The following is a 20,065-nucleotide window of genomic DNA, read 5'->3' as shown; positions in this document are numbered from 1 at the left end:
GACGCCATGTGTGGCATACACGGACTTTACCGGTTTGATGGCCAGCGCGTTACCCCCGACCTGCTCTCGGCCATGGGCAATATCACCCGGCACCGCGGCCCGGACGACGAAGGCATGCATATCGACGGGGCATGCGGCTTTGCGATGCGACGGTTGTCGATCATCGACCTTGCCGGTGGGCACCAGCCTTTGTCCAATCAAGACGAAACGCTTTGGTTGGTGTGCAACGGCGAGATCTACAACTATCGCGAGTTGCGCAACGAACTGTTGGCCAAGGGCCATGTCTTCAAGACGGGTTCCGATTCTGAAGTGATGCTGCATTTATATGCCGAAGAGGGCGATGCCTTTGTGCAACGCCTCAACGGCATGTTTGACTTCGCCTTGTGGGATGCACGCCGCCGCCGACTATTGATAGGCCGCGACCGCATCGGGGTGAAGCCGCTTTATGTGATGCAGGATAGCCAACGCCTGGCCTTCGCCACCGAAGCCAAGGCGCTGTTGGCGTTGCCCGGTGTAACGGCAGAGCTCGACCGCAGCGTGCTCGCATCCTACTTGCAGCTTGGTTATGTGGCCGCACCTGGCTGCATCTTCAAAGGCATGCGCAAGCTACCGCCGGCCACCTTGCTGGCCATTGAAGATGGCCAGATACGCGAATGGCGCTACTGGCAATTGCCCGACCGTATCGACACCACATTGACTGAAGCAGAGTGGGTGAGCAGCGTTCGCACCCAGCTGGAAAAGTCGGTCAGCATGCAGATGGTCAGTGATGTGCCGATTGGTGCGTTCCTGTCGGGCGGGGTGGATTCGAGTGCTGTCGTAGGCATGATGGCCAAGCATGCCGACCAGCCTATCCGCACCTATGCCATTGGTTTTGAAGGTGGCGAGGCTGAGGCGCTGTACAACGAACTGCCCTATGCACGCCAGGTGTCCGAGCTGTTTGGCACGCAGCATCGTGAAATTATGGTCAAGCCCGATGTGGTGGGTTTGTTGCCCAAGCTGATCTGGCATATGGATGAGCCGATTGCCGATACCGCTTTTATCACGACCTTCCTGGTATCGGAATTTGCCCGTCAGGATGTGAAGGTGATTCTCTCCGGCGCGGGTGGGGATGAAATCGCCGCGGGTTACCGGCGTTATCTAGGCGGCCACTATGCCGAGCGCTTTCAGGCATTGCCGGTTTGGGTGCGCCGCTCGGCCAGCTATGCAGCCAAGCATTTGCCGGCAGATCGTCATTCCGGTTTACTCAATACCCTGCGGTTGGCCAAGAGCTTCCTCGCCTCGACCGAATTCGGGCCAGACGAGCGCTATCGCAGCTACCTGCAGGTATTGGGCCGCGAAGCCGTTGCGGCGATGTTGTTGCACGACACGGCGGGGCCCGACCCATTGCAAGCGGCGTTTGACCGCGTAGGCAAATGCGACGAGCTGCACCGGATGTGTGCGGTGGACCTTGAAACCCAACTGCCAGACGACATCCTGCTGCTGACCGACAAGATGAGCATGGCCGTGTCGCTCGAATGCCGGGTGCCCTTGCTGGACCATGAATTGGTTGAGTTGATGGCGGCGATCCCCTCTGCTATCAAGATTCGCGATGGTCGTCTCAAGCACATTCTGAAGCTATCGGTATCCGACATGCTGCCGGCAGAAATTCTGGATCGCAAAAAGCGCGGTTTCGGCACCCCGATGGGGGCATGGCTCAAGCGTGAATTGGCCCCACTGTTGCAGCGCTTGCTGTCCCCCGAGGTGATCCGTACCCGTGGGTTGTTCCGCAGCGATGCCATTCAGCAACTGATGGCGGATCATGCTTCGAATCGCGTGGATGGCACCGAAGCGTTGATTGCGCTGCTTAATCTGGAAGTGTGGAGCCGTATCTACCTCGACCGGCGTGAACCCGCGGATGTCGCCGATGAACTGAAAAGTTACCTTGCATGAATATCCTTTACGTCTGCCATCGTTTCCCCTTTCCGCCCAAGCGTGGCGGCAAGATCCGGCCATTCAACATGATTCGGCACCTGAGCAGCCAGGGGCATAAGGTCACCGTGTGTTCGCTGGCACGTAGCCCCGAAGAAGCCGTGGAAGGGCAGGGCATTGCTCCGCATTGCGACCAGTTTGAAGTCGGCCAGGTGTGGAACCCCGTCCAGGCACTGCGTATGGTGGCCCGCCTGCCTATCACCACACCCTCATCGATGGGGTTTTTTTACTCGCCCGAGCTGGCGGGCAAGGTGCGCAAGTTGCTGGCCGAGAAACAGTGGGATTTGATTTTCGTGCATTGCTCCTCGGTTGCGCAGTATGTCGAGCATGTGCAGGACATCCCCAAGATTCTCGATTTTGGCGATATGGATTCGCAAAAGTGGTTCGAGTACGCCAATTACAAGCCGTTTCCGATTTCGCTCGGTTACCGCTTGGAAGGCAGCAAGATGCTGGCGGCGGAAAAGCGGCTCGCCAAGCGTTTCGACCTTTGTACTGCTACAACGCGGGCAGAGTGGGAAACCCTGAACGACTATGGCACAGGCGCGGCGACAGACTGGTTTCCCAATGGTGTCGACGCGGTTTTTTTCTGCCCGGTTGACGAACCCTACGATGTCGAAACCATCAGCTTTATCGGCCGCATGGACTATTACCCCAATCAGGAGTGTATGAGCCGCTTCTGCGAGCAGGTTTGGCCTTTGCTGCGTACCAAAAAGCCCACGATGAAACTGCTGATCGTGGGGGCAGACCCAACGCCCGCGATGCGCAAGCTGGGCGAGCTGCCCGGTGTAACGGTAACGGGCTCGGTGCCCGATGTGCGGCCCTATATACGCAAGTCCGCGCTGATGGTGGCCCCACTCAATATTGCGCGCGGCACTCAAAACAAGATTCTGGAGGCCATGGCCATGGGTGTGCCCGTGGTGACCAGCACGATCGCTGCCGGTGGCGTCGATGCCGATGCCGAATCCCATTTACTGGTGGCCGATACACCCGAACAGCTGGCGCAGGCGATTCTGCGTGTCGTGGATGATCCGGCGGAAAGGCAGCGGCTGGCCGAGGCTGGACGCGAGCGCATGCTTAGTCACCATGCGTGGCCCCATTCCATGGCGCGGCTGGACACCATCATCGCGCGCGGCGTAAAGAATTTCAGCGAAAAACGAGGGGAGAAACAATGAAAATAAGCATCTTTGGTTTGGGTTATGTGGGGGCCGTGTCGCTGGCTTGCTTGTCGCGCGATGGGCATGAGGTGATCGGCGTCGATATTGAAAAAACCAAGCTGGACCTGATCCGCGCCGGTAAGACGCCGGTGGTGGAAGAGGGCATGGTTGAATTGATGGAGCGGGTAGCCAAAAGCGGCAAGGTGTCGGTCACCACCGATGCGCAGGAGGCCGTATTGGGCAGCGACATCTCGCTGGTGTGCGTAGGTACCCCCTCCGCTGCTAATGGCAGCCAGGACCAAGGTGCTGTGCTGCGGCTGGCCGAGCAGATCGGCGTCGCCATTGGCAGCAAGGCCGAGCCCCATGTGGTGGTGTTTCGTTCCACCCTGGTGCCGGGCACGGTGGAAGATGTCTTGCGCCCCATTATCGAACGCACTTCGGGCAAGAAGGACAGTGAAGGTTTCTATCTTTGCTTCCAGCCCGAATTCCTGCGCGAGGGCTCGTCGATTCGCGACTACGACAAGCCGCCCTTTACCATTGTTGGCGCGAACCATGCCTACCCGGTAGAACGCCTACGTGCCTTGTTCGGCCACCTGCCATGTAATTTCCTGCAAACCTCGGTGCGTTCAGCCGAGATGATGAAGTACTGCTGCAACAATTTCCATGCGCTGAAAATCACCTTCGCCAATGAAACCGCCCGGTTGTGCGAAGCGCTGGGGGTGGACGCCTTCGAAGTGATGGACCTCGTCTGCCAGGATACGCAACTCAATATCTCACGGGCCTACCTTAAGCCGGGCTTTGCCTTTGGCGGTTCCTGCCTGCCCAAGGACCTGCGTGCCACGACGTATCTGGCCAAGAAGCATGATGTGGAAATCCCGATGCTGGCCGGCATCATGCCGTCGAATCGCGCCCATCTCGACGTAGCGTTGCAAAAGATTCTTGATAGCGGGAAGCGCAAGATTGGCTTTGTCGGCCTTTCATTTAAGACCGGCACCGACGACCTGCGCGAAAGCCCTTTGGTGACGCTGGCCGAGCAGTTGATCGGCAAAGGCATGCAACTGTCGATTTATGACCCGGAAGTGCATCTGTCACGCCTCTTGGGGGCCAACCGGCGTTACATCGAAACTACCTTGCCACACATCGGCCAATTGCTACGGCCCGAGCTGGCGGATGTGATTGCGGAGTCGGAGGTGCTCGTCGTGGGCTTGTCGGGCCAGGCTGTTGCCGAAACCTTGGCTAGCATATGCAAGCCCGGACAATTGCTGCTCGATCTGGTCCGCCTGCCTAATGTAGGGGCCATCCATGCCGAGGTGGAGGGCTTGTGTTGGTAACCACGGCAGAGCAACTAATGATGCCGGAGGCGGTGCAACCGGGGCGTAATTGGCGAAGAGGCGCTTGGGTTTGCGCCGGTATCCTACTGATGTGTGCAGCATTCCTAATGCCCTATGTGCTGGGTGGCGGCACGGAATTGGTCCGCCTACGCAATGCCTGGGTGATGGAGGACATCCGCAGCGTGGACTTCAATTGGACGCCTGACGCACCACCGGCAGACTTTAAGCTGGAGCCGGGTCCGCCCATGCCATTCTTTGTGGAAAAGGCAAATACGCTGGGCTTGGCTGCATTGCCGGACGATTGGCAACGTGTGGTTGTCATCAGCAAGGACTTGCTGAGCAGCGCGCCGGCGTTGCGTGGTGGTGCGGTTCAGGACGACTTGCTGTCGACCTATCGTGACATTACTGAGCGTGGTAATGGTTATTGCGGTGATTTTGTGCGTACCTTCTCGGCCCTGGCGTTGGCTGCGGACATACCTGTGCGGCAATGGGCGTTTTCCTTCGATGGGTTTGGCGGATACGGCCATATCTGGCCGGAGATATGGAACCGGCAGCAACGTAAGTGGCAACTGGTTGATATCTTCAACAATGCCTATTTCACAGGGCCGGACGGGCAAATATTGTCCGCATTGGCGTTTCGCCAAGCCATGTTGACCAAGCCGGACAGCATCCAGATGCACCGCGTCGTGCCCACGGCCCGGCCCGGCTATGTCGAAGAAGCCAAGGCGTGGGATTACTATCGGCGTGGCTTGAACGAGTGGTACCTGTGGTGGGGTAACAATGTATTTGAATACGACCAGGCTTGGCTGGTGCAGGCGCTGGGCGACATGCACCGGTCCCTGGAGCAAGTCGGTGGCATCGTGCAAGGGGTGCAACCGCATGTCCAGGTACTGGCCGAGCCGGCCAATATGCGTCAGCTGGAAGCGATGTGGGCATTGCACATCCGCTTACGTGTACTGTTTGTGGTCAGCGTACTGGCGACGCTTGGCCTGGTTTTTTGCTGGGCAGCCGCTAGGCGCGCGAAAAAGAATCGTGGCGAGGCAACGCCATGAAGCGATGGGAGGCGGGCATGGCGACACAAAACCAGCAGGGTGTGGTCTTGCCGCGTGTCGGGATCGTCGGCCCGTTGCCGCCGCCATCGGGCGGCATGGCCAATCAATGTGAGCAATTGGTGCGTTTGCTGCGCGCCGAGGGCTTGCCGATTGAGCATGTACGCACCAATTCGCCTTATCAGCCCGCTTGGGTTGGTCGTTTACCGGTTATCCGCGCGGGTTTCCGCCTGCTGCCTTATCTATGGCAGCTTTGGGGGGCGCTGGGGCGGGTGGAGGTGTTGCATATCCTGGCGAATTCCGGTTGGGCGTGGCACCTCTTTACCGCGCCGGCCGTGTGGCTGGCACGGTTGCGTGGATGTGCAGTGGTCATCAACTACCGGGGGGGTAATGCCGCCCCGTTCTTTGAATCGGCCCCTCGTTATGTATTGCGCATGCTGGGCAAGGTGGCGTTGCGGGTAACACCGTCCAATTTTCTGCTGCGGGTATTTGCTAATTACGGCTTGGGTGCCGAAGTTATTCCCAACATCATCGACCTGTCACGTTTTTCCGCCGGGCCGCTACGTCATTTCGGCAATGCACCCCACATTGTCGTGACGCGCAATCTGGAGCCGATCTACGATATTCCTACCGCCATCCTGGCCTTTGCGCAATTACGGACACATTTCCCAGCTGCCAGAATGACCGTAGCGGGCAGTGGGCCAGATTTGCCGAAGCTGCAAGTATTGGTGGCCGAACAAGGCTTGGGCAAGGCCGTACATTTTTCCGGGCGCATCGAAAACGCCGATATCCCCAGGCTCTATGCCGAGGCCGACTGCATGCTCAACCCGAGCACCGTCGATAACATGCCGATTTCCATCCTCGAATCCTTCGCAAGTGGTGTGCCGGTGGTGAGCACTTGCGCTGGTGGCATCCCCGATATGCTCAGCGACGGGGTATCAGGCTTGTTGGTGCCGATAGGCGACCCGGCGGCGATGTGTGCTGCTGTACTGCGAGTGCTGCAAGACCGCCAGTTGGCGGGGCGTCTGCGCCAAGCCGGGCGGGATGAAGCCGAGCGCTATGCCTGGCCGCAAGTGCGTGAACAGTGGCTGGATGCCTATCGCCGTGCTGCGGCAACAAGGAGTATGTCGTGAGTGTCTATACCACGCTTTGTTCCGGCGTATTTTTCCCGCTGCACGAGCGCTTGAAGGGTCACGATTCAGTCGCCCTGCGCCGCCGCTTGGAAGCGAGCCAATGGTGGACGGCCGAGCAATTGGAGGCTTATCGTGCCGAACGCCTGCGGGCGTTTCTGACTGAAATTGGCCAGCGCGTGCCGTACTACCGCGATCTTTTCCATCAACTTGGGTTTGATCCAACCCAGGTACGTAGTACCGCAGACTTGCGCCAGTTGCCTCGTCTGGGTAAGCCGGAAATTCGCGCGCATGTTGAGCAGCTCAAGGCCGAGGGGCATGGCCCCCTAACCCGCTACAACACCGGTGGGTCGTCGGGTGAACCGTTGATTTTCTACATGGGCAAAGGCCGCAAGAGCCACGATGTGGCAGCCAAATGGCGTGCCACGCGTTGGTGGGGTGTGGATATCGGCGATAGGGAACTCGTTGTGTGGGGCAGCCCGATTGAGTTGGGCGCACAAGATAGAGTGCGGCGCATGCGTGATGGCTTGATGCGTAGCTTTCTTCTGCCCGCATTTGAAATGTCGGCAGTCAATCTCGACCGCTTCGTGAATACCATCTGCACCCAGCGGCCAGCCATGTTGTTCGGTTACCCGTCCAGCCTGTCGCTGATTGCACGGCACGCCCGGCAGCAAGGCACCGCCATGGACAAGCTGGGCATCAAGGTAGTCTTTGTCACGTCCGAAAAACTGTATGACGAGCAACGCGAACTGATCAGCAGCGTGTTTGGTTGCCCGGTGGCCAATGGCTATGGGGCGCGGGATGCGGGCTTCATTGCCCACCAGTGCCCGGCTGGCAGCCTGCATATCAGCGCCGAGGACATCATTGTCGAAACCCTGCTGCCCGATGGCAGCCCCGCCCCGGCGGGTGAAGCGGGCGAAATTGTCGTCACGCATCTGGGCACGCGGGATTTTCCGTTTGTACGCTACCGCACCGGTGACATGGGGGTGCTGAGCCAGACGCCGTGCAGCTGTGAGCGTGGCTTGCCGGTGTTACAGGAAGTGCAGGGCCGTACAACGGACTTTGTCGTGGCGCAGGATGGCACGGTGATGCATGGCCTGGCGCTGATCTACACCGTGCGGGACCTCCCAGGGGTGGAGCGCTTCCGTATCGAACAGCGATCGCTGGCGCAGACGGTGGTGAAGGTGGTGGCCGGTGCAGGTTTTGATGAGGCTGCCGAGGCGCGCATTGTGCGCGACTTCAAAGCGCGGCTGGGTGCGGACGTGGATATCCAGGTTGAAAAGGTGACCGAAATTGCGGCTGAAGCCTCGGGCAAGTTCCGCTACGTGGTAAGCGCCGTACCGGCATTCTCGGCAGAGAGGGAGGTGGGCCGTGCGTGATCTGGCGCTGGTTGCTGTCCTGCTTGTGGCGTCATTCTATGCTTTGCGCCGGCCTTGGGTCGGCGTGCTGATCTGGACCTGGGTCAGCATCATGAACCCGCACAAGCTGGCATTCGGGTTTGCCAATAATGCCCCGTTTGCTGCGATAGCTGCGGCCGTCACCTTTGTCGCCATGGTGTTCACCAAGGACAAGATCAAGGTGCCGTGGAGCCCGCCGGTCGTGGTCTTGCTGCTGTTCGTGTTGTGGATGTGTTTGACGACCATGTTCGCCATGCATACCGAAGCCTCCTGGATGCAGCTGAACAAGGTGTTGAAGATCCAGCTGATGACACTGGTGGCCTTGGCGGTGTTGTATGAGCGCAAGCATATTGAACTGTTTGTCTGGATCAATATCCTGTCGATTGGCTTTTATGGCTTCAAGGGCGGTATTTTCACGATTACCAGTGGGGGTGGCGCCCGGGTATGGGGTCCGCCAGGTGGGTTTATTGAGGGAAATAACGAGTTGGCCGTCGCGTTGATCATGACGATTCCGCTGATGTATTACCTGAGGGTGGTGGCCACCCGCATCTGGGTCCGGCAAAGCTTGCTGGTGTTGATGGTGCTGACGACCATCGCCGCGCTCGGTACCCAGTCACGCGGCGCATTACTGGCGATTTGTGCGATGGGTGCGGTGCTGTGGTTGCGGTCGGAAAGCAAGGTGCTGACCGGCGTGATGGTGGCGGTGGTGGCTGCCGGCCTGCTCGCGTTCATGCCCGATAGCTGGAGCAACCGGATGGGCACGATCCAGACTTACGAAACCGACGGGTCGGCCATGGGCCGCATCAATGCGTGGCATATGACCTACAACCTTGCCAACGATCGCTTCCTGGGTGGTGGTTTCGCCATCTACCAGCCCGACCTATACGCCATCTACGCCCCGAATCCCAATCTGATTCTGGGTGCACACAGCATTTATTTCTCGGTGTTGGGCGAACATGGCTGGGGCGGGCTGGCGCTGTTCCTCCTGGTATGGATATTGGCGTTGCGCACCGCCGCCCGTGTGCGCAAGCAAGCCAAGCAGCGGCCCGACACCATGTGGCTGTTTCATCTGGCGGGGATGTGCCAAGTTTCCATCATCGGCTATGCGGTGGGCGGCGCTTTCCTTGCACTTTCGTATTTCGACTTACCCTACAACATCCTGGTGGTGTTGCTGGTGTCGGAACGGTGGTTGAAGGAAAAACGCTGGGAGACGGAAACAAGCGGCGCATTTGGTTCTGCTGCGCCGGTGCAGCGGCTCAATAAACCGCAGGGTAAAGCAGGGTGGGCTGGCACATGATTTTACGCAGCATTGCAGGGCTGCTGTCGCCAGCCGGCCCGAGAGCCCGGCTCTCCATCCTGACCTTCCATCGCGTGCTAAGCCAGCCGGATGTGCTGTTGCCCGACGAGCCGGATATACAGCGCTTTGACGAAGAGCTGCGCTGGCTGGCGCGATGGTTTCAGGTCCTACCGTTGGATGAAGCCGCAAGCCGCTTGAAAGCGGGCACCTTGCCTGGGCGCGCAGCGGTGATCACCTTTGATGATGGCTATGCCAACAACGCGGTGAATGCGTTGCCTATCTTGCAGCGGCACGGTATGAGCGCGACTTTTTTTGTTGCGACGTCGTTTCTGGATGGCGGGCGGATGTGGAACGATGCAATCATCGAAACCGTGCGGGCCTGTACCCAGGCACAGCTGGACCTTGCCGACCTGAACCTCGGCCGCCACCCGCTGGCGAGCATGGAAGACCGCCGCACGGCGATCAATGCATTGATCGGCAAGATCAAATACCTGGAGCCCATCATCCGCGCAAAGATCGTGGACGCGGTGCGTGAGCGTGCCGCAGTGACCTTACCCACCGATTTGATGATGCGGTCTGATCAAGTAGTGCAACTCCACCGGGCGGGCATGCAGATTGGGGCACACACCTGTACCCATCCTATTCTGAGCAGTATTACGGATGCGGAGGCGGACGACGAAATCATGCGCAGCAAGCAGCAGCTGGAAGGTTTGCTGGATGCGCCGGTTACGTTGTTCGCCTATCCCAATGGCCGTCCGGGGCGTGACTACCATGCCAAGCATGTCGATATGCTGGGCCATGCAGGCTTCAAAGCGGCTGTCTCCACCGCAGTAGGTGCTGCCACACAGGCCAGCGACCCGCTGCAACTGCCGCGCTTCAAGCCTTGGGACCGTACTGCCCTGCGTTATGGCGTGCGCATGTTGAACAATCTGCGTGCTCCAGCGGCGCAACTGGCGTGAGCATGCTGCTTTTTTCTGCCTACCCAGACAGCCTGCCCAGGGTGTTGCCTACTTTTACCCCTTCCTCTTCCTTTCTCCATGCTTAAACGACTCCAAGCCGCCCGCCAAACATTGGCGGAACTAACGCGCACCAATTACGGCACTTTCCGGGGCTGGGTTCGCCACCTATTGGGGCAGGTCGAGTTGGTGACGGGGAGGGTAGACCCCTGGGTAGCGCTTGAGCCGGCCACCGTGCACCGACTGGTCTTCGTGTGCCTGGGTAATATCAATCGCAGCGCATTTGCCGAAGGCGTGGCGCGGGCGCAGGGGGGCAAGGTTTGCTCTTTGGGCCTTGCCACCACGACCGGTGCACCGGCGTTTGAGTTGGCGTTGCAAACCGCCCCACGGTTTGGTATCGACCTGGGCAGGCATGCTGCTACCGATATCGGTGACTATCAGTACCGTGAAGGGGATTTATTGTTGGTGATGGAGATTCGCCATGCCAGACAACTGCTGGCGCGCGGCATTCCGATGCGTGCTATCGCCCTGCTGGGTGCCTGGGCCACGCCCAAGCGTATCCACCTGCATGACCCCCATACCTTGTCAGAACGCTATTTCTATACCTGCTTCACGCTGATCCACGTCGCCGTCATCAACCTGCTGGCAGAGTTGCGCCAAGCAGGCAGCCCGTGTGTGCAGCCATGAAGGTGCTGCTGACATTCGACGTGGAGGTTTGGTGCAATGGCTGGAATGCCTTGGATCAGGTATTCCCCAGCAGTTTCGAGCGCTATGTGTATGGCAGGTCTGCCCAGGGAGACTATGCCCTGCCCAAGACGCTGGAGATATTGAACCAGCATGGTCTGCACGGTGTGTTCTTTGTCGAGCCGTTGTTTGCTGCTCGCTTTGGCCAGCAATACCTCGACACCATTGTGCAGATGATTCTGGCGGCTGGGCAAGAAGTGCAATTGCATCTGCACCCGGAATGGACCGATGAAATCACGACGGCGCTAATCCCCAATAATCAGGTCAAGCGCCAACACCTGAGTTACTACGACCTGGATGAGCAGACCGCACTAATTGCCCATGGGAAAAAAATGCTGCTGGAGGCGGGCGCCGAGCCGATTACGACTTTTCGCGCCGGTAGCTTTGCCGCCAACCGCGATACCTTCCTGGCGTTGCAACGCAACGGTATCCATCTTGACAGCAGTCTGAACCGTTTCTACCCCATTAGCGGCATGGATATGCGCGATACGCATAATTTGCTGTCCCCTTTGTTCATCTCGGGTGTTCACAGCTACCCGGTTACCGTGTTCCGCGATGGGTTTGGGCGTGAGAAGCCGGCCCAGGTTTCGGGTTGCAGTTTTACTGAACTACGTAGTGCCATGCTCAATGGGTGGCATGGTGGGCAGGAGATGTTTGTGATTGTTTCGCACAATTTTGAGTTGCTGAAGCCCGATAGTGCGTTGCCCGATGCGATTGTGGTGCGTCGTTTCGAGCAGCTATGTGCCTTTCTGGGCGCGCAGCAGCAACGTTTGCCGACGGTGAGCTACCGCGACTGCAAGCCGGTTTTGACCGAGCCACCCCGGTTGGCAATGCCAAGGGCCAGCACCTTGGCTACCACGCGGCGTTATGCCGAACAACTGTTGCGCCGCCTTTGAGTCGATACCATGAACCGCGCCTTTTCGATTTATCTCGATGCTGTCCGTTTTATCGCAGCCTGCCTGGTGTACCTCTACCACTCCAACCAGCGCTTGTTGGTAGCCGATATCCTGCCGGCCAGCACCTATGGGCATAGCTCGGTCATTGTGTTCTTCGTGCTGTCGGGCTTTGTGATTGCCTACATTACCGATACCAAGGAAAAGCATTGGGCGACATACACCGCCAGCCGACTGTCGCGCGTGTACTCGGTGGCGGTGCCGGCGCTAGTATTGACCTTGCTGCTCGATGGCATTGGAAGGCAGCTTTACCCTGCAATCTATGCCTATCCATTCGACCAGTTCCTGGTGCGTTCGGTCAGCAGCCTTTTAATGTTGAACGAAATCTGGTTTGTTTCCATCACCAGTTTTTCCAATGTGCCGTATTGGTCGATTTGTTACGAGCTTTGGTATTACGTGGGCTTTGGTCTATTGATGTTTTTGCCGCGGCGGCTGGCGTATTGGGCGGTAGCGGGCTTGCTGCTGCTCTTGGGCCCCAAAGTTTTACTGTTGGCCCCCATCTGGGCGGCGGGCGTGCTGCTATACCGTTGGCAGCGTCTACATACCCTGCCAATGGCGGTAGCGGTGGTGCTGGTGGTGCTGTCCAGCGTCGGCATCGTGGCATTTCATGCTTACGAGGTCGAGGCGCAGGTGACGGCGGTTTTCAAAGGCATCATTGGCCCGCAATGGCATACCCAGCTGACCTTCTCGAAGTTCTTCCTTAGCGACTATTTGCTGGCACTCTTGGTGTTTGCAAACTTTGTAGGCATGCGGCAGCTTGCCCCGGTGCTGGGCCCCTTGCTGCTGAGGGTCGAGCGGCCCGTACGCTTTTTGGCTGCGCATACCTTCACCCTCTATTTGCTGCATCAGCCGCTTTTCCTATTCTGGGCGGCGGTATTGCGCGGCGACCCCTCCGGTTATGGCTATTGGCTGGCGACGACAGGGCTGCTGATTGTGTCGGTATTGGTTGTGGGCCACTTCACTGAAAACAAGCGCCATGCCCTACGGCATTGGCTGGAAGCGCAGTTGCGTGGCCTAGGGCGTTTTTTCCCGGCAGAGCAGCATGAACTCGGTAAATAGAGTGCAGCCCCCCTGCATTGTGCTGGGCCTGGAAACCCAGATCGGCTTGAGTCTGGTACGGGAATTAGGTCGGGCAGGCGTGCGCGTGATCGGTATTACCCAAGACCCGCATGCTATCGGCTTGCATTCCCGATTCCTCAGCGAGGGCGTGGTGGTCAAGACGGCCCGCAGCCCTGAGTTGATGGAGACCATCCGCAGCCTGGGGGAACGCTATGGGCCATGCTGTTTGATGGCGGTAGCGGAAGTCAACTTGAACTGGCTGAGCGAGCATCGGGGCCAATTCGGCAAGGTCGAGCCCATCCTGCCCGACCCGGTGGCGTTGGCCACGGTGCTGGACAAGCAGGCTACCTTGCAGGCTGCCCAGCAAGTAGGTATCGCTATTCCTACCTCGGTAGAGCCGCATTCGCACGCCGAATTGGCGGCATTGGCCCAACAGATAACCTTGCCTGCTGTATTGAAGTGGAAAGACCCCAACCTGATTGCACCTCTTTTGGCCCAGCATGGGTTAAGTCTGATCAAGGCGGAATATGTGTATTCGGCCGAGGCGCTGCTGGCAGCGCTGAACCGCTATAGCGTTATCGATGCGTGGCCCTTGGTGCAGGCATATTGCGGCGGATATGGGTTAGGGCAGTTTTTCTTCATGCACCAAGGGCAGGCGTTGCGGCGCTTTCAGCATCGGCGTATCGCCGAGTGGCCACCGGAAGGTGGCTTTTCCAGCGTATGCGACGCCTTACCGCTACATGAGCATGCGGATTTACAGGAAAAATCCATCGCCTTGCTGCGTGCCATCGGGTGGGAAGGGGTCGCCATGGTTGAATACCGTTACGACCCTGTCAGTCAACGCGCCGTGTTGATGGAAATAAACGGCCGCTTCTGGGGCAGCTACCCGCTGGCGCTGTATGCCCAGGCTGACTTCGCTTTACTAAGCTATCAGGTCGGCAGTGGTTTGCCCATCAGCGCCCTGCCTGCACCGCGTAGCGATGTACGTTGTCGTATGGTGGCAACCGAGCTGAAACGGTTGGTGCGGATTTGCCTGCAACCGGACAAAATTGCCGACCGGTCTTTTTCGATACGACCTATGGCTGAAATTACCCGTTTTGTCATCGATTTCTTCCGCCCTGGTGTGCGCTATTACGTGTGGTGCTGGAACGACCCCAAACCTTTCTGGGCAGACTTGACCAACTTACTGCGCGGGGCATTACGTTTCAGATAGCAGTTTCCGCGAAGTTCGCGAGACTTTGAATAGCTTCTAAGCCCGACTGCTTGAACTGCCCTGGCGTCTTCCCCGTCACCTTGCGAAACATGGCGATAAAGGCGCTTTCCTGCGCATAACCCAAGGCCACGGCGGTTGCCGTGATGCTCATTCCTTCGGCCAGATATCGCCTTGCAGCCATGATTTTCAGCTGCTGTCGCCACGCGGAAAAACTCAGACCGGTCTGGTTTTGGAACAACCGGTTGATGGTGCGGCTACTGGCCCCGGCCTGGGTGGCGAGTTGGTCCAGTGTCGCGGGGTTGCCCGGTTCATTCATCAGCAGCGCTGTAATGCGTAGTAGCCGTCGGTCTTCAGGCAAGGGTAGGCTTAGCGGTGCTACCGGCGCATTTTGAATTTCGTCCAGCAATACTTCGATTAGCCGCTGTTGGCATGGGTCTGCCGGTGCTAGCGGCCATTCGGCAATGCGTACGATCAACTCCCGTAAGAGAGGGTCAACAGCCAGGATTTGCGCTTTGGCTGGCAGCCTTGTGAAAGCAGCTGGGTCGAAATACAGGCTGCGGTAGGCAAAGGGTTTGGTGGCCTGTGCTTGGTGCGACGCACCTGCGGGTATCCACGCCGCCATATGTGGCGGGAGCACACAACATAGGTTGTTCACCTGGATTTGCAGCACCCCGCTTACCGCATAGAGCAACTGGGCGCGCTGGTGGCAATGCAGGCCCGAATCATGCGGGGCGGGCGTATCGATGGCGAAACCGGCCAGTGGCACCGGCAGTGTGTCGGGGTTGGGGGCGGTAGTCGAAAGGTAGCGAGGCATATTGTCTTATTTGCAATGCTTTTTGACATAACATCGATAATGCGCCGTATATGAATTCCCTACAATCTCCCACAGCTTATTGTTGGGAGTAGTTATGGATACGCGTAAAACAGCGGGCCCGCCGCTGATGTTGTTAATGTTGCTGTTGGGGTTCCCACAGCTGAGCGAAACGATTTATGCCCCGGTATTGCCGGATATTGCCCGGGTGTTCAATGTCACAGCCGGGCAGGCACAGTGGACGATGAGCATCTATTTCATCGCATTTGCTGCCGGCGTCGTCTACTGGGGCCGGTTGGCCGACCATTGGGGGCGCCGCCCAGCCTTGTGGGCAGCATTGTGCTGTTATGGCGGTGGCGCATTGCTTGCCTTGTATGCCCCTGATTTCACGGTATTACTGTTGGCAAGAATGCTGCTGGCTTTCGGTGCGAGTGCCGGGTCTATCGTGGTGCAGACGATCTTGCGTGATACCTACCAAGGTGCTGCGCTGGGTGTGGTGTTCTCAACCGCAGCGGCTGTACTGTCGTTATCGCCAGCGCTTGGCCCGCCAGCTGGTGCATTGTTGGCGGCAGCCTATGGCCATACCGGGGTGTTTGCCGCCCTCTGCATATTGGCCCTGTTGCTGCTGGCGTCCAGCAGCCGTTTGGTTGAAACGAAACCGGTTGACCAACCACCGCCACCGCCTTTTATACAGGTGGCGAGGCGTGTACTGGCAGATCGGCACATCCTTGCTTCGGCTGTGCTGGTAGCGGGGTTTAATCTGCTGCTGTTTGGTTATTACACCTTGGCGCCGTTCACCCTAGCGCAACTGGGTATGCCGCATTGGCTATTCGGTGCGAGTGGACTGATGGTAGCGGCGGCCAGTGGGGGCGGTGCCTGGCTTAATCGCCATGCTTTGCAGCGCCATACGCCTGCCAGGCTGGTCCGGTACGCGGTGTTCGCAAGCATTACTGGTTCGGTGCTGCAGTGGGTGTGCGTCTACTTATTGGGAGATATGCCTGTGGCAACGGCAGCGGGTTTGTTGCTGACGCAGGCTGTGCTGCTGGTCGCATATGGCTGTGCGATACCCAATGTGCTGTCGACAGCGCTGCTTACCTACCGGTCGGTACAAGGAAGTGCGGGCGCGTTGTTCAGCCTGTTGTATTACCTGGCGATCGCAGGTGGTTTGGGCTTGGTGGGTACTTTGTATCAGCCAGGGCTTTGGTTTCAGCCCATGGTCATGCTGATGGTCAGCTTGGCTATGTGGCCGGCATTGCGCCGCTTGTCAAAACCTCTTTAATCATGCCCAGGCGTCGGCGATTCAGTGTTGCAAACGCCTCTGGGGGTTCGGCATTTACAAATGGTAAATGCGTATTCTGAGGGTATTCTCAACGCCGTATTGCTGATGTGCCGCAGACTTTAGACAGTTTTTTATAAGTAGGAAGAATTGTTCTGGGTAAACAGCCGCTCAAAGCTCGTCGCATTCATCGGTTGTGAGAAATAAAATCCTTGGGCATAGTCACATCCAGCCGTGGTGAGCAAGGCGGCCTGTTCTTTTGTTTCTACACCTTCTGCGACTACCTTCAGCCCCAATTTATGCGCCATGGCGACCATGGTTTCGCATAACGTGAAGTTTCGGCTTCTCTCAACTAGGTTCTTTACTAGGGATTGATCAATTTTTAGGTAATCCATCTCAAATTTATTCAGGGCGGCAAGCGATGCATAGCCTGTTCCGAAGTCATCCAACGAAACCTGGATACCACTCTTACGATAACTGGCGAGGCAATCCGCAACCGCAGCATTGGCGTCAAGCAGCAAGTGTTCAGTTACTTCAATCACCAATGCATTCCCGTCAAGCGCCATATCGTCTAATACCTTGACCAAATCCAGCTTGCCGGACCGATTACGGATTTGAAGTGGGGAAATATTAATACTGATTTGCAGGTCATGTACCGTTTTGCGCCATGTCTGCAATTTACTTAATACTTCAACAAGAATCCATTCGCCAATAACAGAAATAAACCCGGTTTCCTCGGCAATCTTTACAAAGGTCATGGGGTCGATGACGCCATATTGCGGGTGGTCCCACCGGATCAAGGCTTCTGCTTTATGTAGGCGTCGGTCTTTCAAACTGAAAATGGGTTGATAAGCAAGCCAGAACTGGTTTCTCTTTATAGCGTTATGTAGGTTGTTGGAAATAAGTAGCCGGCTTTCTGCGGCTTTTTGCATAAAGGGTTCGAAAAACCGATAGCAATTTCGGCCATTCTTTTTGGCTTCATACATGGCCTGGTCGGCATTTTTGACCAGCAATGACGTTTCACAACCATCTGCCGGGGCGACGGCGACACCTATACTGCCGCTGATATAACAGATTTCATCACCCAACCGAAATGGTTGGGCGAGTTTTTCCAATATGTTTTGCGCAATTTTATCGACAATGCCTAGATTTTCAAGGTCGCTGATGACAATGGTAAATTCATCACCACCCAATCGGGCTACGGTATCAGTTTCCCGTGTGCAGGACGTTAATCTTACCGCTACCTCCTTTGGGAGTAAATCTCCTGCGGCATGGCCAAGCGTATCATTGACCATTTTGAAATGGTCCAGATCGATCAACATTACCGCCAGTGATTTGGCATTGCGCAGGCACCGACCGATATCAACACCTAATCGGTCGATAAACATCCGCCGGTTACTGAGATTGGTGAGTGAATCATGCTTTGCCAGATATTCCAGTCGCTCCTGAATTGATAAAATGGCGCCAATGTCGGAAAATACCAAGACATAATTGATGAGGCCCTCATCACCCTCAATCACATTCACCGTTTCCCACACCGATAATGCCGTACCGTCTTTCTTTTGATAGCGGATATGCCCTTGCCACTGCTGGCCTTTTATATCAATAAGCTGTTGGAAAAAGGATTCGCTATGAGCTTGGGAATATAAAGTCTCCGCGCTGTCCCAGTCCTGTGCTTCTGTTGCACTGTACCCAGTCAGTTGAGAAAAGGCCGGATTGACAGAGATGACTTTTAATTCTTTATCAATAATGATGATGCCATCGGCGGTGGATTCAAAAACCGCCGCTGCTTGACGCAGGCATTCCTCATTTTTACGGCGTTCCGTTATATCCTGTTCAACGCCGACAATGCGGGCGGCATTAGGCGATTCACTTTCCAGCTTCTTTGCATGTACTTCGATCCACCGAGGCTGGTTGTCAGCGCTGTTTTCCCGAAAAATCGCATTGACACTACCCCCTTCCCGCCGAACCCGTTCAATGGTGGATTTGATATTTTCAACATCACGTTCGTCGATTCGTTTATAAAAACGGGAAAGTGGCTCATTAATGGGTGTACAGGTGGCGGAGTAATTAGAGCCAGTCAGGTTGTATATCTGGAAATTCTCAGAAGCTGTATTCCATTCCCATATATTGATAAGAGAGGCGGCGGATAAAGCCTGATTAACTTGCGTGGAACTACTTTCCATCCTTTTATTTTCTGTATAGCGTGCAGTGGCCATCTTCAGTGTGGCATTCAATTCCCGAGGTGAAACGGGTTTGATTAAATAGCCATAAGGTAGCGCAGCAACCGCCCGTTGCAAGGTGGCGTCTTCCGCGTAAGCGGTCAGAAATACGATGGGCGTTCTGATTTCCTGATGGATTTGTCGTGCGGCTTCAATGCCATCCATTTCTCCTTCCAGGTTGATGTCCATCAGGATGATGTCGGGTTTCAATTCCATGGCGTACTGAATTGCCAACAAGCCGGTTGCTACGGTTTGGCAGACGTCATAACCCATTGTTTGTAATTGCTGCTTCAAGTCGAAGGCAATGATGCGCTCATCCTCAACAACCAGCACGCGAATGGGATTCATAGTTCGTTCTTTTCATCAATTAATGGGATACATACTTCAAATCGCACACCTGGTTGGTTGTCATGACAGTTTATCGAGCCGCCTATCTGTTCGGCCAATATGGGCACCAGTTGTAAACCCAATGATTTATTTGTGACGGGTGCTGTTTTTTCCTTAAGCCCTACGCCATGGTCTTCAACCACCAATAAAGCCAGTTTCTCGTCAATCTTATTCAGCTTAACCCAGATGGTGCCTTCACCATGAGGGTAGGCATGCTTAATGGCATTGGTGACCAGTTCATTGATTAATAACCCGCAAGGCGTGGCACGTTGCAGTTCGATATGAATGGGTTCGGGGCTGGTAATAATCTTCAGCTGGCTGTTCTTAAGTGTTGAACCAAACGTGCTTAATAATAACTGGCCAAATTTTTGTATATATTCGCCTAATTCCACGCGAGAAAAATCGCGTCTCTCATAGAGTAGTTGATGAATCAGCGCCATGGACCGCACCCTGATCTGGCTATCCATCAGCGCATTTCGGGCACCGCCGTCCTCCATGGTATTCACTTGCATATTCAACAGGCTGATGATGATTTGAAGGTTGTTTTTTACCCGGTGGTGTATCTCATTCAAAAGAACAGTTTTTTCTTGCAGCGCATTTTCTATTTGCAATAAGACGGCTTTACGGGCCGTAATATCAACAATGGCCGCCAATACCATTCGGCCTTCATTGGCATCGATGGGCGTAAGGCCAATTTCCACCGGGAATTCCGTGCCATCCTGCCGTAGCCCATATAGTTCGCGGCCCAATCCCATTGGGCGTGCTTCTGGATGGGCGATATAGCCACTACGCAATGCCTGGTGAGCGGGTCGATAGCGTTCCGGCACCAGGGTTTCCATTGATTTCCCTAATACCTCATGTGCACGGTAGAGGAAGGTATTTTCAGCTTGGCGGTTGAATAGAACAATCTCCCCATTTGTATTGATTAGGATCATCGCATTGGGGGCTTCTTGAATCGCCTGGCGGAAGTGATCTTCCAATTGCTTACGTTCTGATGTTACGCAGTGCATACGATAACCTGTCGCCATGAAGAACAAAGAACTCGATTTGTACACCGACTATTTGCTGAGCACGTTTGGTGCGGCGACAGCAACGGGCTTGTCGGCGATGGTAGGTGG

At 56.3% G+C, this 20,065-nt stretch carries 16 protein-coding genes; 13 read left to right on the top strand and 3 right to left on the bottom strand.

The genetic code is table 11. The annotated features are described in order from the left end of the window. The first annotated feature begins 6 nt into the window (after positions 1–6). The 12 genes from asnB to CSQ89_RS07345 all read left to right on the top strand — a co-directional run bounded on the left by asnB (position 7) and on the right by CSQ89_RS07345 (position 14,251). Entirely contained in the window at positions 7–1,929 is a 1,923-nt protein-coding gene (asnB, locus tag CSQ89_RS07400; RefSeq protein ID WP_099405533.1) for an asparagine synthase (glutamine-hydrolyzing), read from the top strand. Further along, positions 1,926–3,140 carry a TIGR03087 family PEP-CTERM/XrtA system glycosyltransferase gene (locus CSQ89_RS07395; protein WP_099405532.1) on the top strand — a complete coding sequence of 405 codons (1,215 nt, stop codon included), beginning with the start codon at positions 1,926–1,928 and terminating at the stop codon, positions 3,138–3,140. Before asnB ends, CSQ89_RS07395 begins: the two co-directional genes overlap by 4 nt. Further along, entirely contained in the window at positions 3,137–4,453 is a 1,317-nt protein-coding gene (locus CSQ89_RS07390; protein WP_099405531.1) for a nucleotide sugar dehydrogenase, read from the top strand. Before CSQ89_RS07395 ends, CSQ89_RS07390 begins: the two co-directional genes overlap by 4 nt. A 107-nt stretch (positions 4,454–4,560) precedes the next feature. Next, positions 4,561–5,505 carry a transglutaminase-like domain-containing protein gene (locus CSQ89_RS07385; protein WP_233202985.1) on the top strand — a complete coding sequence of 315 codons (945 nt, stop codon included), beginning with the start codon at positions 4,561–4,563 and terminating at the stop codon, positions 5,503–5,505. Further along, positions 5,502–6,635: a glycosyltransferase family 4 protein gene (locus tag CSQ89_RS23110; RefSeq protein ID WP_233202983.1), complete on the top strand. Its 1,134-nt coding sequence runs from the start codon at positions 5,502–5,504 to the stop codon at positions 6,633–6,635. The genes CSQ89_RS07385 and CSQ89_RS23110 overlap by 4 nt, the downstream gene beginning before the upstream one ends. Next, positions 6,632–8,011 carry a phenylacetate--CoA ligase family protein gene (locus CSQ89_RS23105; protein WP_099405530.1) on the top strand — a complete coding sequence of 460 codons (1,380 nt, stop codon included), beginning with the start codon at positions 6,632–6,634 and terminating at the stop codon, positions 8,009–8,011. The genes CSQ89_RS23110 and CSQ89_RS23105 overlap by 4 nt, the downstream gene beginning before the upstream one ends. After that, positions 8,004–9,326, top strand: coding sequence for a putative O-glycosylation ligase, exosortase A system-associated (locus tag CSQ89_RS07370; protein ID WP_099405529.1), 1,323 nt, complete (start codon positions 8,004–8,006; stop codon positions 9,324–9,326). Before CSQ89_RS23105 ends, CSQ89_RS07370 begins: the two co-directional genes overlap by 8 nt. Then, positions 9,323–10,285 carry a polysaccharide deacetylase family protein gene (locus CSQ89_RS07365; RefSeq protein ID WP_099405528.1) on the top strand — a complete coding sequence of 321 codons (963 nt, stop codon included), beginning with the start codon at positions 9,323–9,325 and terminating at the stop codon, positions 10,283–10,285. The genes CSQ89_RS07370 and CSQ89_RS07365 overlap by 4 nt, the downstream gene beginning before the upstream one ends. A 78-nt stretch (positions 10,286–10,363) precedes the next feature. Further along, positions 10,364–10,969, top strand: a complete 606-nt coding sequence (locus CSQ89_RS07360; protein WP_099405527.1) for an arsenate reductase/protein-tyrosine-phosphatase family protein — start codon at positions 10,364–10,366, stop codon at positions 10,967–10,969. Further along, positions 10,966–11,922, top strand: coding sequence for a polysaccharide deacetylase family protein (locus CSQ89_RS07355; protein ID WP_099405526.1), 957 nt, complete (start codon positions 10,966–10,968; stop codon positions 11,920–11,922). The genes CSQ89_RS07360 and CSQ89_RS07355 overlap by 4 nt, the downstream gene beginning before the upstream one ends. Before the next feature lie 9 nt (positions 11,923–11,931). Then, positions 11,932–13,038, top strand: coding sequence for an acyltransferase family protein (locus CSQ89_RS07350; RefSeq protein WP_099405525.1), 1,107 nt, complete (start codon positions 11,932–11,934; stop codon positions 13,036–13,038). A gap of 1 nt (position 13,039) precedes the next feature. Continuing rightward, complete coding sequence (locus tag CSQ89_RS07345; protein WP_099405524.1) at positions 13,040–14,251, top strand: carboxylate--amine ligase; 1,212 nt, start codon at positions 13,040–13,042, stop codon at positions 14,249–14,251. On the opposite strand, the gene CSQ89_RS07340 is transcribed toward CSQ89_RS07345, so the two are convergent. After that, positions 14,244–15,065, bottom strand: a complete 822-nt coding sequence (locus CSQ89_RS07340) for an AraC family transcriptional regulator (protein WP_099405523.1) — start codon at positions 15,063–15,065, stop codon at positions 14,244–14,246. The genes CSQ89_RS07345 and CSQ89_RS07340 overlap by 8 nt on opposite strands. A 94-nt stretch (positions 15,066–15,159) precedes the next feature. Here CSQ89_RS07340 and CSQ89_RS07335 point away from each other — a divergent pair, with 94 nt between their 5' ends. Then, positions 15,160–16,341 carry an MFS transporter gene (locus CSQ89_RS07335; protein ID WP_099405522.1) on the top strand — a complete coding sequence of 394 codons (1,182 nt, stop codon included), beginning with the start codon at positions 15,160–15,162 and terminating at the stop codon, positions 16,339–16,341. Positions 16,342–16,472: 131 nt separating this feature from the next. Here the strand turns inward: CSQ89_RS07335 and CSQ89_RS07330 are convergent, their stop codons facing one another. Continuing rightward, entirely contained in the window at positions 16,473–18,908 is a 2,436-nt protein-coding gene (locus tag CSQ89_RS07330; RefSeq protein ID WP_099405521.1) for a two-component system response regulator, read from the bottom strand. After that, positions 18,905–19,927 (bottom strand): sensor histidine kinase, encoded by a 1,023-nt coding sequence (locus CSQ89_RS07325; protein ID WP_158228933.1) that lies wholly within the window; start codon positions 19,925–19,927, stop codon positions 18,905–18,907. Before CSQ89_RS07325 ends, CSQ89_RS07330 begins: the two co-directional genes overlap by 4 nt. Between the last annotated feature and the right edge of the window lie 138 nt (positions 19,928–20,065).

The organism is Chitinimonas sp. BJB300, assembly GCF_002735695.1.
GTDB lineage: Bacteria > Pseudomonadota > Gammaproteobacteria > Burkholderiales > Chitinimonadaceae > Chitinimonas.
This window is presented reverse-complemented; position numbering and strand designations above follow the sequence as displayed.